Source organism: Candidatus Ruthia magnifica str. Cm (Calyptogena magnifica) (assembly GCF_000015105.1).
In the GTDB taxonomy this organism is placed as follows: Bacteria; Pseudomonadota; Gammaproteobacteria; order PS1; family Pseudothioglobaceae; genus Ruthia; species Ruthia magnifica.
The window spans coordinates 1,092,046-1,106,831 of record NC_008610.1; the positions used below are offsets into that span (position 1 = coordinate 1,092,046).

Consider the following 14,786-nt stretch of genomic DNA (forward strand, 5'->3'; position numbering starts at 1 on the left):
GATTTTTGAAGGGTAAATAATGGCTAACATTAGATAAAAATTGATTGACATTTTTACCTTAATATTTTTAATAAATACATCATTAAAATGGTACATTAGAGCTATTAATAGAATATTTTATACGTTATAATTAGGAGATTTTTTTAATTTTTATTTTGTAGATTTTAACCTATGAGCACCCAATTATTACACCCACCTAAAGCATACGGCCTTTATCATCCAAATAATGAAAAAGAGAATTGTGGCATAGGTTTTATCGCCCATATTAAAGGCGAATCTTCACATCAAATTACCCTTGACGCTTTAGAAATGTTATCCAGAATGGACCATCGTGGCGGTTGTGGTTGTGAAACTAATACAGGTGATGGTGCTGGTATTTTAACCAACATTCCGCACAGGTTTTTTATTCAAGAAATTAAGCGTTTATTTGGTGTATCGGTTGAAAAAAGTGCTTACAGTGCTGGTAATATTTTTTTACCACAAGACGACAAGCAAAGAGCACATTGTATGGATTTGTTAGAAAAATCTGTTGCACGCGAGGGTCAAACTTTTATTGGCTGGCGTGATGTTCCTATTAATACTGATAAAGCCGATATTGGCAATATTGCTAGAAAATCCCAACCCATAATCAAGCAGTTAATTATTGCGCGCGCCGAGAAAATTGACACGCCAGCTTTTGAACGCGCACTATTTATTATCAGAAAACACACCTCAAATATCATTAGAACAGATGAAACTTTGTCCCAAGCATTATTGTTCTACATTTGCAGTCTGTCAAGTAGTCTTATTGTTTACAAAGGTATGTTGATGGGCTCTCAAATACTTGATTTTTATCAAGACTTATCTGCTATTGAATATTCAACCTATTTAGCAATGGTGCACTCACGTTTTTCGACCAACACATTCCCTTCATGGGATAGAGCACAACCTTGTCGCTATATGTCACACAATGGTGAAATTAACACTCGCCAAGGTAATTATAACTGGATGCATGCTAGAGAAGGCGTACTGAAAAGTGACCTCTTTAAAGATGACCTGAGTAAAACTTTGCCTGTTATTGAAACTGAAGTATCTGATTCTGGCAGTTTTGATAATGTGTTAGAATTTTTGATGATGAATGGCCGTACTTTACAAGAATCAGTACTAATGATGGTACCAGAAGCTTGGCAAAATGACAACAATATGAGTGCTTCAAAGAGAGCGTTTTATGAATATTTCTCTAACGTTATGGAGCCTTGGGATGGACCTGCCTCCATCGCCTTTACAGATGGCGCTTATATTGGTGCAGTACTTGACCGTAACGGCCTTCGCCCTTCACGCTACTATTTAACTCATGATGGGCGTGTTATCATGGCAAGTGAGGTGGGTGTGGTTGATGTGGCAACTGATAATATCAAAACCAAGGGTAGATTACGTCCAGGCAAGATGTTTTTGGTTGATTTTGACAAAGGAAAGTTGATTGATGATGAAGCGATAAAATCTGAATTTTCCTCAAAAAATCCTTACCAAGAATGGTTAAATGATCAACAAATATTCTTATCAGAATTACACTGTGAAATTGAGACTCATGGCTTTCATCCAGAATCATTAATTCATCGTCTAAAAGCATTTGGCTATAGCACTGAAACCTTACAATTTATGCTGTTACCGCTAGTTAACGAACTACGTGACCCTGTAGGCTCTATGGGTAATGACTCAGCGCTGGCGTGTTTGTCTAACCAATCACGCATTATTTATGATTATTTTAAGCAGTTATTTGCACAAGTAACCAATCCAGCAATTGATTCTATTCGTGAAGAAGTGGTAATGTCATTACGTTGTTCTATTGGACCAGAAGGCAACTTATTAAACGACAATGCTGAAAATGCACACCGCTTAGTTATTGACCATCCAATTTTAACTAATGAGGAGACCGCCGCATTAAGACACTGCAATCATCGTGGTTGGACAAGCAAAACTATTGACATAACTTACGATATTAATGAAGATAAAAAAGTATCTGAATTATTAGATAATATCTACGCTCAAGGTTCTCAAGCTATTAAAGATGGACACAGTTTAATTGTATTGTCTGATCGTAATATTAGTAAAAATCGTGTTGCAATATCTAGTCTATTAGCCTCTTCTGCCCTACACAGATACTTAGTTGCCAGTGCTAAACGTACTCAAGTAGGTATTATTGTTGAAACGGGCGAAGCTCGTGAAGTTCATCATTTCTGTCTGATGATAGGTTTTGGTGCGGATGCGATTAACCCATACCTTGCATTTGAAGCATTATGGCAAGCGCGTTGTGATGAAATCATTGACATTGAAAGTGATGATGCTATTATATCTGCCTATCGAAAAGGCATTGCCAAAGGCATGCTAAAAGTCATGGCAAAAATGGGCATTTCTACTTTAGAGTCTTACAAAGGTGCACAAATTTTTGAAGCAGTAGGTCTAGCTCCAGAAGTGATGGATAAGTGTTTTTTTGGCACAGCATCTCGTATTGATGGCGTTAATTTTGACATCTTGCAAACAGAGAGTGAAAAACGTCATCAATACGCTTACCAAACATACTCTTTGGATAATTTAGGTCAATACCATTGGCGTAGTGGTGGTGAAAAACACATGTGGAACCCACAAGCAATCTCCAATTTACAATTAGCAGCGCGCAACAATGATGAATCAGCTTATTGGGCATTTTCCAAACACGCCAACGAACAAGGTACACACAACTCAACATTGCGTGGTTTGATGTCGTTTAAAAAATCCAACCCAATTTCTATTGATGAAGTTGAAGGTGTTAAAGAAATTGTCAAACGTTTTGCCACAGGCGCGATGAGTTTTGGCTCTATTTCAGCAGAATCGCATGAATCATTAGCCATTGCTATGAACCGATTAGACGGCAAATCAAACACTGGTGAGGGTGGTGAAGATACCAAACGCTGGACACCAGATACTAATGGCGACTCACGCCGTAGTGCTATTAAACAAATAGCTTCAGGGCGTTTTGGTGTTACTATTGACTACTTAAATAACGCAGATGAAATTCAAATTAAGGTCTCACAAGGTGCAAAACCTGGTGAAGGTGGTGAGTTACCTGGTGCAAAAGTAGATAAAAGTATCGCCTCAATACGTCACTCCACACCTGGCGTAGGACTTATTTCCCCACCGCCTCATCATGATATCTATTCAATTGAAGATTTGTCGCAACTTATTTTTGATTTGAAACGCTCTAATCCAGATGCACGCATTAGTGTGAAGCTGGTTGCAGAAGTAGGTGTGGGCACGATTGCTGCAGGCGTTGTTAAAGCAAAATCTGATCATATTGTTATCGCTGGTCATGATGGTGGTACCGGTGCTTCACCACTTACTTCAATCAAGCATGCGGGTTTACCATGGGAATTAGGCTTGGCTGAAACTCATCAAACACTAGTGATGAACGGCTTACGCTCACGCGTGGTTATTCAGACAGACGGACAGTTAAAAACAGGTAGAGATGTTGCCATTGGTATTCTTTTGGGTGCTGAAGAGTTCGGATTTTCAACCGCACCATTGATCACCCTAGGCTGCATTATGATGCGTAAATGCCACCTAAATACTTGCCCGGTCGGCATCGCTACACAAGACAAAGAATTACGTAAAAAATTTACAGGCAAGCCTGAATATGTGGTGAACTACTTATTTATGGTGGCACAAGAGTTGCGTTTAATCATGGCAAAACTTGGTTTTAAAACCGTTAATGAAATGATTGGCCGTGTTGATATGCTAGAAACGAATCAAACGCTTAACCACTGGAAGCAAGAAACAATTAATCTAGACGCCTTATTAACACCTGCTAAAAAGTCCAATAAAGACACAGGCACTTATCAAACCATTGCTCAAGACCATCAATTGGAACAACAAATTGACAATATATTAATTAAACAATCAAAATCAGCCATTAACAATGCTGAAAAAGTTTGTATTAACTCTATTATTACCAATGTTAATCGTGCTGTAGGCACAATGCTCTCATCACACATTGTAAAAACACGAGGTGGCAATAATTTAAAAGATAACACCATTCATATTAATTTTAAAGGCTCTGCGGGTCAATCTCTTGGCGCTTTCTTAGCAAAAGGCATCACCATAGAAGTTGAAGGCGACGCCAATGATTATGTTGGAAAAGGACTTTCAGGTGGTCACATTATTGTTTATCCACCTAAAGATTCAACCTTTAATGCTGAAAATGAAATTATTGCTGGCAACGTTTGTGGTTACGGCGCAACAAGTGGTGAAATGTATTTATCAGGTTGCGTATCTGAGCGATTCTGTGTACGTAATTCAGGTGCTATTGCTGTAGTAGAAGGGGTTGGTGATCATGGTTGTGAATATATGACAGGCGGTCACGTTATTATTTTAGGCGAAGTGGGTCGTAACTTTGGCGCTGGTATGAGTGGCGGTATTGCTTATATCTACAATCTAAATCATACATTTGAATTTATGGTCAACCCAACCATGATTGATCTTGATCCGATGGATGATGAGGCACAAATAAGATTGAAACAATACATTAACAATCATGCTAAATATACTGATTCAAAAGTAGCTAAACGTATTCTTGACAACTGGAACGATGAAATCATGCATTTTATCAAAATCATGCCAAAAGATTTCAAGCGTGTTTTGACTCAAAACTCTAACTAACAAATCTTAAATAAAATAAACATGGTAACAACAAAAACATCCACCATACTGGGTTAATAGCCTCAAAACTTGAAGAAAGTTCAGATTTTTTTAGCTCCGAGCTGAAAAAAGGTACGTAGAAATAAAGCATACACGGCTATTTTTATTAGTGATGCATATTTTTTGACTAGTCAAATCAAAGAAGACACATCAATTTCAATCAGCCAGCCTATACAGCACTTAAAATTAAAAATGAATAGAGTCTAAATACATTCTACCAATAATTATTAAATAACAACGTTGATTTTGAATTCTCATCAGCTCAATAAGGACAAGAGACCGCCAAACATATAATGTGTTATGAGCCAAGTGGTATTCTAGTGAAATTTATTATTCAAACAATTAAATTGTTACTTCAACAATAGGTTATGTTAACTTCTAGTGTATACTTTTTTGTAAGATCACAAAATTATGAGCGTGTAGATTTTTCTCATCAGGTTGATGAGATTCACGACTAAGTTCGCTAAATTTAGTGCGGTCAAATTCTGGAAAGTACGTATCACCATCAAATTTACCATTAACTTCTGTGATATAGATTCTATCAACCTTATCTATCATTTGTTCGTAAAAAGATACACCACCCATAATCATTAGTTCATTAGCGCCATTAACCAGATTTAATGCTACGTTAATGCTACCAACAACCTCACAACCATCAACTTTAAGTTTTGTATTGCGACTTACAATAATATTGCGACGATTAGATAGTGGTCTGCCAATGGAGTCATAGGTTTTACGTCCCATTAAGACAGCTTTACCTATTGTTGTTTTTTTAAAATAAGCCAAGTCAGCTGGCAAATACCAAGGCAAAGCATTATTTTTACCAATCAGCTGATTGTCATCCATTGCAACAATAATAGATAATTTCATAGGGAAAGTTTTAAATAAAGTAAAATACGGATATTTTACAAAAATCACTCACCATGGTGCCACTAATTCTTGCCTCAAGCTCACCTTTTAGAAAAATGTTACTTTCCAAGCTAGGTCTGGTCTTTAATACATATTCGCCAAAAATTAATGAATCAAGGGAAAAAGGTGAAACACCCAAACAATTGGTTTATCGTTTAGCTCAGGAAAAAGCCAAAGAAGTTGCAAAAATACACATTGGCTTGATTGTTGCTTCTGATCAAGTAGCAACACTTAATGATGGCCTTAATGCTGATGATAAAATACTGACTAAGCCAAAAAACCATGAAAATGCCATTAAACAACTACAGCAAAGTTCTGGAAATATAGTAACTTTTCTTACAAGTTTGACACTTTTAAATACAAATACCAATAATATACAAACTAAAGTTGAAACTTTCAAAGTGATTTTTAAAGATTTGAGTATTGAACAAATTGAATATTATCTTAAAAAAGATACTCCTTATAACTGTGCAGGTAGTTTTAAATCAGAAAATCTAGGCATTAGTTTATTTAAACAAATGACTGGTAATGATTCAAATAGCTTGATTGGCTTGCCACTTATTCAACTCATTACAATGCTAGAAAATGAAGGTATCGATATTCTAACTAACAATAATTAAGCGTCATGCAATATCTCTATCCTGATAAGCTCAAATGCTTTCAATCGAATCAAAAAACCTATTGGGGCTCACTGTACGGTAGTGCAGATGCACTAGCATTAATTGAATTTACAAATCAACAACAGCAAGTTATTTTAGTCATTACTGATGACACTGGACATTTTGACAATCTTTATAAATCTTTAAACTTCTACAACACAAACTTAGAAATTTTAAAATTTGATAGTTGGGAAGTGCTCGCCTATGATCACTTTTCACCTCATCCTGATATCACATCAAGTCGATTAAAAACCTTATCAAAACTTAAAAATCTTAAAAATGGTATTATTATCACTACATTAGAATCATTATTTTCATACTTATGCCCGTTAGAGTTTAGCGAAAAATATAGCTTTAATATTAATATTAATGACAATATTAATATTAAAGCTTTTAGTAAAAAACTACTAAAAATTGGCTACAACCGTGTAACCACCGTAATGGAACATGGTGAATTTAATATTCATGGCTCATTGATTGATTTATACCCAATGGGTGCAAAAACACCTTACAGAATTGATTTGTTTGATCAAGAAGTAGAGTCTATTCGCACCTTTGACACCTCAACTCAACGCTCTAAAATGGAAGTGTCTAAAATTATGCTATTGCCTGCCAGGGAGTTTGCCACAGATAGTACTAGTATTGAACGCTTTAAAGTCAATTATCAAAAAGCATTTAATGACGATGGCTTTATTTATACTGAAGTTAGTGAAGGTAGGTTACCAAGTGGTATTGAATTTTATTTACCACTCTTTTTTAACACAACCAATACCTTGTTTGATTATCTAGTGGATAACGCCATTATTGTCACATCAAAAGGGTTTTCAAGTTTAGTGGATAAGACCTATAGCGAGATACATGAACGATTTGAAAATGCTAAAAAATCATTAGATAGGGCGCCACTTGATATTCATAAAGTTTTTCTGTCCAAAGAATTACTATTTAGAGAAATCAAACAAAAATCACAGCATATCATTAGCACATCAAAACTAGAAAATAAAAACCAGAATTTTAATTTTAACTCAAGCTTATTGCCCTCAATACGTATTGAACCACAAACAAAAAACCCATTAAGAAAATTTTTAGCCTTTGTTAAAAAATTCACTAACAAAAAAATATTAGTTGTTTGTGAATCGCGTAGCAGGCAAAATGTGCTCAGAGATTTATTCACTAGTCATCAACTTGATACCCATAACGTTAAAAACTGGTACGAATTTAGTAAAAGTAGCAAACTGCTTAACATTACTAATGAAAATCTTACCAATGGCTTACTCACTGATGATATTGCCATTATTACTGAAGAGAATTTATTCGGTCAAGAAGTGGTTCAACAACAACGTCGTCGTGTCAAGCACAAAGATTTTGATGAAGCAATTAAAAGCCTAGTTGAGATTAAAATGGGTGATGCTATTGTGCATGAAAATTATGGTGTAGGTAGGTATTTAGGGCTTAAACCCCAAATCTTTGATGATCAATCACAAGATTTTCTTACCCTAGAATATGCTGATAATGCAAAATTAATGGTGCCAATAACCTCACTCAACCTAATCTCCAGATACGCTGGAATCTCATCGGAGAATGCTCCATTACACAAGCTAGGAACAAATCAATGGAGCAAGGCTAAGAAAAAAGCAGGTGAGGCTTTGTTTGATGTGGCAGCTGAATTATTAGAAATTTATGCCAAACGAGCCTCTAAAATAAGCTTTGCTTTCCCTAAGCCGAATGATGCTTACTCCTCATTTGTTGCTAGTTTCCCTTTTGAGGAAACACCAGACCAACTAAAAACCATGGATGAAGTTTTAGCAGATATGCAATCATGCAGGCCAATGGACAGATTGGTCTGTGGCGATGTTGGTTTTGGTAAAACTGAAATTGCTATGCGTGCGGCATTCTTAGCGGTTGAAGCGGGGAAGCAAGTGGCAATTTTGGTTCCAACCACGCTATTATCTAACCAGCATTATCAATCATTTGTTGACCGCTTTATTAACCACCCTGTTGAAATTGCAGCGCTTTCAAGGTTTCAAACTCAAAAAGAGAAAAAACTAATTATTAAAAAATTAAATCAAGGAACAATTGACATTATCATTGGTACTCACACAATTATTCAAAGCACTATTAAATACAAAGATCTTGGCTTGATTATTATTGACGAAGAGCATCGTTTCGGTGTTAAACAAAAAGAGGCATTGAAAAAAATACGGGGAGAAAGTGACATTCTGACCATGACTGCCACCCCTATTCCACGCACATTGAATATGGCGCTAGGTTCATTAAGAGAGCTGTCCATTATTGCCACCCCCCCTGCCAAACGTAGTGCCATTCAAACGTTTGTACAAGAGTGGAATAACAACAACATCAAAGAGGCAATTACACGTGAAATGCACCGTGGCGGTCAGGTATTTGTACTACATAACGATATTGATTCAATTGACAAAATGGTAGAAAATCTCAAACAAATTATGCCAAAAATTCACGTTCGTATTGCCCACGGACAAATGCCAACGCGTGAACTAAAAAAAATTATGAGTGATTTTTATCACGCACGTTTCCAAATTTTGGTTTGCACCACAATTATTGAAACAGGGATTGACATTCCAAATGCTAATACCATCATTATCAATAATGCACAAAATTTTGGTCTGGCACAATTACACCAGCTACGAGGTCGTGTTGGTCGTTCCCATCATAGGGCTTATGCCTATTTAATTATTAAATCTTATCAATTATTATCCAAAACAGCCAAAAAACGTCTAGATGTCATTGAATCTTTAGAAGAGCTTGGTGCTGGATTTATACTAGCCAATCACGACCTTGAAATTCGTGGTGCGGGTGATTTATTGGGCGATAATCAATCTGGAAAAATTAACGAAATTGGCTTTAATCTTTATCATGATTTATTAAAACGTACCATTGACACCCTGCGTTCTGGCAGGAAAATTAACTTTGATGATCCAATCAGTCATGAAGTGAAAATTGATTCTGGTTTGCCATCTATCATTCCAGAGACGTATATTTTTGATGTACACCAACGACTTGTACTCTATAAACGTATTGCAAGTTGTCAAAACAATAAAGAACTTAAAGCATTACAAATTGAGATGATTGATCGTTTTGGATTATTACCAGATTCAACCAAAAATTTATTTGCCAATACTAAACTCAAGCTCTTTTCACAAAAAATTGGCATTGATAAAATCAGTCTCTATGAAAACAAAGCTATCATCACCTTTGGCAATAAAAATACCATCGAACCAATAAAAATAATCAACCTTATTCAAAAGCAAACGAAAAAATATCAGCTAAAGGATCAAAACCAATTAATTATTAAAGAAGAGATGCCTGAAGATATTAGACGAATCGAGTTGATAGAAAACCTATTAAAAACACTAAGTTAATTTAGTGTCAAAAGAAATAACTATTGTCTTAACTAAAACAACGATTCACCATAATTATCTTGATAGCGATTTCCAATATCAGCCATATCAAGCTCATGGTTTTGCGTACCTAAATGCGCCATCTTAATGGCGCCCAATAACCCTGCTAATTGACCAATCGTTCTCCAATTCATATCATGCATTAAACCGTACAACAACCCGGCACGATAAGCATCACCACAACCTGTAGGATCTTGCATACTATCTGCCTTAGCAGGGATAATATTAATTAATTTACCATCGGTATGAATTTCTGAACCCTCGTTACCTTTGGTAATAATCAAAGCGTCAACTTTGGAAGCAATGGTTGACAAATCTAGCCCAGTTTTAGTTTGTAACATTTGTGATTCATAATCATTGAGTACTATATAAGTAGCTTTCTTAATAAAATTAACCAGCTCTTTGCCTGAGAACATTAGCATGCCCTGACCTGGATCAAAAATAAATGGAATTTTTAATTGTTTAAATTGTGTCGCATGCTCAATCATCCCAACACGTCCATCAGGAGATACAATGCCAATATCAACCGCACTGACATCAGATACCTTATTTTGGTGCGATTGATCCATCGCACCAGGATGAAAAGCAGTAATTTGATTATCACTCATATCAGTGGTAATAAATGCCTGACCTGTATATTGATCTTTGAGAATTTTTATATATGAGGTATTCATACGATGCTTTTTCATCCACGTTAAATAGGGCGTGAAATCACTGCCTACTGTTGCCATTGGCACTGAATTAGCGCCCAATAAATGCAAATTATAAGCAATATTGCCAGCACAACCACCAAACTCTTTGCGCATAGTTGATACTAAAAATGACACATTGAGCATATGCACCTTATCTGGTAAAATATGATTTTTAAAATGATCACGGAACACCATAATACTATCAAAAGCGTACGAGCCACAAATTAATGCTGTTTTTTTCATGTTATTTTTAAAAATAGGTCAACGTCTTTGTCTAAACTTAGTTTATTTATTAAAAAAAAATCTTATCTTAATTCTTTTGGTACTGGAAAATGAATATTCTCCTTCGCGCCATTTACTTCAATAACTTTAGTGACGCCCTTGTCACACAAATAATGAATGACTTCTTGAACCAAAACCTCTGGCGCCGAAGCACCTGCGGTTACACCTATTGTGTTCACGTCTTTAAGCCACAACTCATCAATTTCATCAGCGTCATTAATCAGATAGGCAGGAATATCCATTTTTTCCGCAATTTCTCTAAGACGATTTGAATTAGATGAATTACTAGAACCTAATACTAATAATATATCAGAAGATTGCATCAAAATTTTAACACCATCTTGACGATTTTGTGTGGCATAACAAATATTATCTTTCTTAGGTGCATCAATAGTGGGAAATTTTGATTTTAAATAATCCACAATATGTTTAGTATCATCAATCGAAAGTGTGGTTTGTGTTGTATAAGAAATAGGGGTATTTTTTGATAAATTCAAACGTCCAACATCCTCAATTGTTTCCACTAATTGAAGCTCCTCATTAGATTGCCCTAACGTGCCTTCAACCTCTGGATGGCCTTTATGGCCAATCAAAATAACTTGATGTTGTTGTTTTTGTTTTCTGATAACTTCTTTATGCACCTTAGTCACCAAAGGACAAGTGGCATCATAAATAGTTGCGTCTATATCCTGAGTTTGCTTGCGTACTGCCATTGACACACCATGTGCACTAAAAATAACCACTTGCTCATTAGGTACATCAGCAATATCTTCAACAAAAATAGCACCTTTGGCCTTTAGTCCATCAACTACAAATTTATTATGCACCACTTCATGACGAACATAGACAGGTGCACCATGTAACTTTAATGCACGCTCCACAATTTCAATTGCACGATCAACACCAGCACAAAAACCACGTGGATTTGCCAGTAAAACTTTCATTATTTTTGAAAGATTTTTACCTGAAAAGAAACATCACTACTTGCCAGTGAATTATTAAAATTAACGATAATATTGCCTCCATCAATTTTATCAATACAAACCACGTAAGAATCCCCTAGGTATTTTAAACTTAACAACGATTCTACTCAATTACCATAATTTGTAGAAAATATGAACGCTTTCATAACTTGAAAAGTTTTTTCTATTTCATTACAAAATACCTTTAATATACTTAAAAGAAGGATTTTCAATTTACTCACTTGAGCATCAATAACACAGGACTCTAAGCACGAATTCTCACCCAAGACTCGTCAACCAAAGCGCCATTTACATGACCAAGCTTGTAGAGGATTTTGTATTTAGCCATTATTAAACGTTATAGCGCTTAATATTTTATGTACTTGAGTGCGCAACTCAGACCGGTGCACAATCATATCAATCGCACCTTTTTCTAACAAAAACTCACTACGCTGAAAACCTTCTGGCAATGACTCTCGAACGGTTTGTTCAACCACTCTAGGGCCAGCAAAACCAATCAACGCATTTGGTTCAGCAATATGAACATCACCTAACATGGCAAAACTAGCAGAAACACCTCCCATGGTTGGATCAGTTAAAATCGAAATAAAAGGTACTTTTTTATCACTCAGCAATTTAATCATTAAAGCTGTTTTGCTCATTTGCATCAGTGAAAACAAACCTTCTTGCATACGCGCGCCCCCTGAAGCTGAAAAACAAATCAGTGGTACATTGGTTTCAATGCTTATTTTTGCAGCACGAACAAACTTCTCTCCAACCACAGAACCCATAGAGCCGCCCATAAATTTAAATTCAAAAGCAACGACCATGACTTTTATGCCGTTAAGTGTTCCTGTTTTAACCACAAGCGCATCTTTTTCATGAGTAGTCTTTTGTGCTTGTAAATAGCGGTCTTTATATTTTCTTTGATCTTTAAATTTTAAAGGGTCAACTGGGCTCAAATTAGCAGCAATTTCTTCTTGTCCCTGCTTGTCTAAAAAACTATCAATACGCGCCCTAGCAGTAAGGCGCACGTGATAATCACACTTAGGACAAACATAATTCAACGCTTTTAACTCTTCTGAATAAAGTGTGGTTTCACACTTAGGGCACTTACTCCATAAACCTTCTGGAATATTTTTCTTCACTACACTGGTAATAGAAGGTAAGATTTTTTCTAACCAACTCATACGCCTTTCCTTATTTTAATTATTTAATTGCAGTAGAAATTTCATCTGCAAAATATCCAACATTTGCTAACATTTTATTCCTATCATTTGCATATTGTTCAACAAACGCAACCAGTAATGAACCTACAATAACTGCATCTGCATACTTAGACACTGCTTTTGCACTTTTAGCATTTTTAATACCAAAACCTACCCCAATAGGCAAATTAATCATTTTACGAACTCTTAAAAGGTACATTTTTACTAAATCAACATCCAAATGCTCTGCACCTGTCACACCTTTAAGGGAAATAAAATAAATAAAACCTGAGGCAATGGTAGCTAAAAATGCCAAGCGTTCATCCGTTGTTGTTAGTGCAACCAAAAAGATAAGGTCAATATTAACATCATCAAGACTCCGCTTTAAATCATGCGCCTCTTCTGGTGGCATATCTACCACCAACACACCGTCAACAGCGCTTTCACTAGCAGCATTAGCAAAGGCTTGATAACCAAAAGCCTCAATTGGATTAAGATAGCCCATTAACACAATGGCGGTTGTATCGTTGCTTTGTCTAAACTTTTTAACTAGACTTAGCACATCACACAAACCCACCCCATCTGCCACCGCTCGTTCATGAGACTTAGCAATTATAGGGCCATCAGCTATTGGATCTGAAAATGGCACACCCAATTCAATCACATCCGCACCATTTTTGACCAAAACTTGCATTAGTTCAAAAGTATTATCAAGCCCACTATCCCCCGCAGTAATAAAGGGAATAAATACTTTTTTGCCAACAGGAAGCTGGGTAAAAATTGTACTTAACCTTGACATTATGCGTTATCTTTTACTAAATTCATGTACAACATCTACCAGAACTTTCATGTGTTCAGGATTTACATCAGGAGAAATGCCATGACCTAGATTAAACACATGGCCTGTATCACCTTGAAATTGTGATAAGATTTTTTTGACTTCTTCGCGTATTTTTTCAGGAGATGCATACAAAACACAAGGATCTAAATTACCCTGAAGTGCTACCTTAGCGCCAATACGTTGTTGTGCATCATTCAACTCCACTGTCCAATCCAATGCTACGCCATCACAACCACTGTTTGCAATTTGCTCTAGCCACATTGCACCACCTTTCGTAAAGAGGGTAATTGGAATGGTTTTACCATTAAATTTACGCTTAATTCCATTAACAATCTTGGTCATATATTGAAGTGAAAAGTCCTCATAACTTTGCTTATTCAACAAGCCACCCCAGGTATCAAAAATCATCACCGAATCTACGCCTACTTGAATTTGACCATTTAAATAGTCAATAATTATATCTGATAATTTATCTAATAACTGGTGCATGTACACAGGATTTTCATACATCAGCCCTTTAACTTTAACAAAGTTCTTACTTGAACCACCTTCAACCATATACGTGGCTAATGTCCACGGACTGCCTGTAAATCCAATCAATGGCACCTTGTTATTTAAAGCTTTTTTAATGACTGATACAGCGTCAGTGACATAAGACAATTCGTTACCTACATTGGGCTTTTTTAATTGTTCAATGGAGGATAATGTATTGAGTGGATTTGAAAATTTAGGGCCTTCGCCTTCTAAAAAATACAAGCCTAAGCCCATTGCATCAGGAATAGTTAAAATATCTGAGAATAAAATTGCTGCATCTAAATCAAAACGATCAATAGGCTGCATAGTGACTTCACATGCCAGCTCAGGTGATTTACATAACGTTAAGAAATCACCTGCTTTTATACGTGTTTCTCTATATTCTGGTAAATAACGACCTGCTTGGCGCATCACCCAAATAGGCGTGCGTAAAGTAGGTTTTTTTAATAAGGCATTAATATAATCAAACAACATGAGCCTTCAATATAAAAAGTAAACGCTGTAATTATAATGATTTTGATTGTATATCTTTATCAACCAGTGGAAAGCAACTTT

Annotated in this window: 9 protein-coding genes; 3 read left to right on the top strand and 6 right to left on the bottom strand. The window is 35.9% G+C overall.

What is annotated here, in order from left to right; all coding sequences use genetic code 11:
* The first annotated feature begins 171 nt into the window (after positions 1-171).
* Positions 172-4,671 carry a glutamate synthase large subunit gene (gene gltB, locus RMAG_RS05090; protein WP_011738348.1) on the top strand — a complete coding sequence of 1,500 codons (4,500 nt, stop codon included), beginning with the start codon at positions 172-174 and terminating at the stop codon, positions 4,669-4,671.
* Positions 4,672-5,088: 417 nt separating this feature from the next.
* Here gltB and RMAG_RS05095 read toward each other — a convergent pair whose 3' ends face one another.
* The gene (locus tag RMAG_RS05095; RefSeq protein ID WP_011738349.1) at positions 5,089-5,580 is read right to left on the bottom strand and encodes a dihydrofolate reductase; all 492 of its coding nucleotides are present in this window, start codon (positions 5,578-5,580) and stop codon (positions 5,089-5,091) included.
* A gap of 53 nt (positions 5,581-5,633) precedes the next feature.
* Between RMAG_RS05095 and RMAG_RS05100 the strand changes: the two genes are divergently transcribed.
* Positions 5,634-6,239, top strand: a complete 606-nt coding sequence (locus RMAG_RS05100; RefSeq protein ID WP_011738350.1) for a Maf family protein — start codon at positions 5,634-5,636, stop codon at positions 6,237-6,239.
* Positions 6,240-6,244: 5 nt separating this feature from the next.
* Entirely contained in the window at positions 6,245-9,673 is a 3,429-nt protein-coding gene (mfd, locus tag RMAG_RS05105; RefSeq protein WP_011738351.1) for a transcription-repair coupling factor, read from the top strand.
* A gap of 32 nt (positions 9,674-9,705) precedes the next feature.
* On the opposite strand, the gene RMAG_RS05110 is transcribed toward mfd, so the two are convergent.
* From RMAG_RS05110 to hemE, 5 genes are all read right to left on the bottom strand, one after another.
* Positions 9,706-10,647 carry a carbohydrate kinase family protein gene (locus tag RMAG_RS05110; protein ID WP_011738352.1) on the bottom strand — a complete coding sequence of 314 codons (942 nt, stop codon included), beginning with the start codon at positions 10,645-10,647 and terminating at the stop codon, positions 9,706-9,708.
* Positions 10,648-10,709: 62 nt separating this feature from the next.
* Positions 10,710-11,630 carry a 4-hydroxy-3-methylbut-2-enyl diphosphate reductase gene (gene ispH / locus RMAG_RS05115; RefSeq protein WP_011738353.1) on the bottom strand — a complete coding sequence of 307 codons (921 nt, stop codon included), beginning with the start codon at positions 11,628-11,630 and terminating at the stop codon, positions 10,710-10,712.
* A 359-nt stretch (positions 11,631-11,989) separates the two neighbouring features.
* Positions 11,990-12,838, bottom strand: coding sequence for an acetyl-CoA carboxylase, carboxyltransferase subunit beta (gene accD / locus RMAG_RS05120; protein ID WP_011738354.1), 849 nt, complete (start codon positions 12,836-12,838; stop codon positions 11,990-11,992).
* 19 nt (positions 12,839-12,857) lie between these two features.
* A complete protein-coding gene (gene trpA, locus RMAG_RS05125; RefSeq protein WP_011738355.1) occupies positions 12,858-13,655 on the bottom strand; it encodes a tryptophan synthase subunit alpha in 798 nt (265 codons plus the stop codon).
* Positions 13,656-13,661: 6 nt separating this feature from the next.
* Positions 13,662-14,705, bottom strand: a complete 1,044-nt coding sequence (hemE, locus tag RMAG_RS05130) for a uroporphyrinogen decarboxylase (protein ID WP_011738356.1) — start codon at positions 14,703-14,705, stop codon at positions 13,662-13,664.
* Between the last annotated feature and the right edge of the window lie 81 nt (positions 14,706-14,786).

Coding starts and splice junctions, on each gene's coding strand:
- gltB (WP_011738348.1), top strand. CDS start 172: ATGAGCACCCAATTATTACACCCACCTAAAGCATACGGCCTTTATCAT.
- hemE (WP_011738356.1), bottom strand. CDS start 14,705: ATGTTGTTTGATTATATTAATGCCTTATTAAAAAAACCTACTTTACGC.
- ispH (WP_011738353.1), bottom strand. CDS start 11,630: ATGAAAGTTTTACTGGCAAATCCACGTGGTTTTTGTGCTGGTGTTGAT.
- trpA (WP_011738355.1), bottom strand. CDS start 13,655: ATGTCAAGGTTAAGTACAATTTTTACCCAGCTTCCTGTTGGCAAAAAA.
- RMAG_RS05095 (WP_011738349.1), bottom strand. CDS start 5,580: ATGAAATTATCTATTATTGTTGCAATGGATGACAATCAGCTGATTGGT.
- mfd (WP_011738351.1), top strand. CDS start 6,245: ATGCAATATCTCTATCCTGATAAGCTCAAATGCTTTCAATCGAATCAA.
- RMAG_RS05100 (WP_011738350.1), top strand. CDS start 5,634: ATGGTGCCACTAATTCTTGCCTCAAGCTCACCTTTTAGAAAAATGTTA.
- RMAG_RS05110 (WP_011738352.1), bottom strand. CDS start 10,647: ATGAAAAAAACAGCATTAATTTGTGGCTCGTACGCTTTTGATAGTATT.
- accD (WP_011738354.1), bottom strand. CDS start 12,838: ATGAGTTGGTTAGAAAAAATCTTACCTTCTATTACCAGTGTAGTGAAG.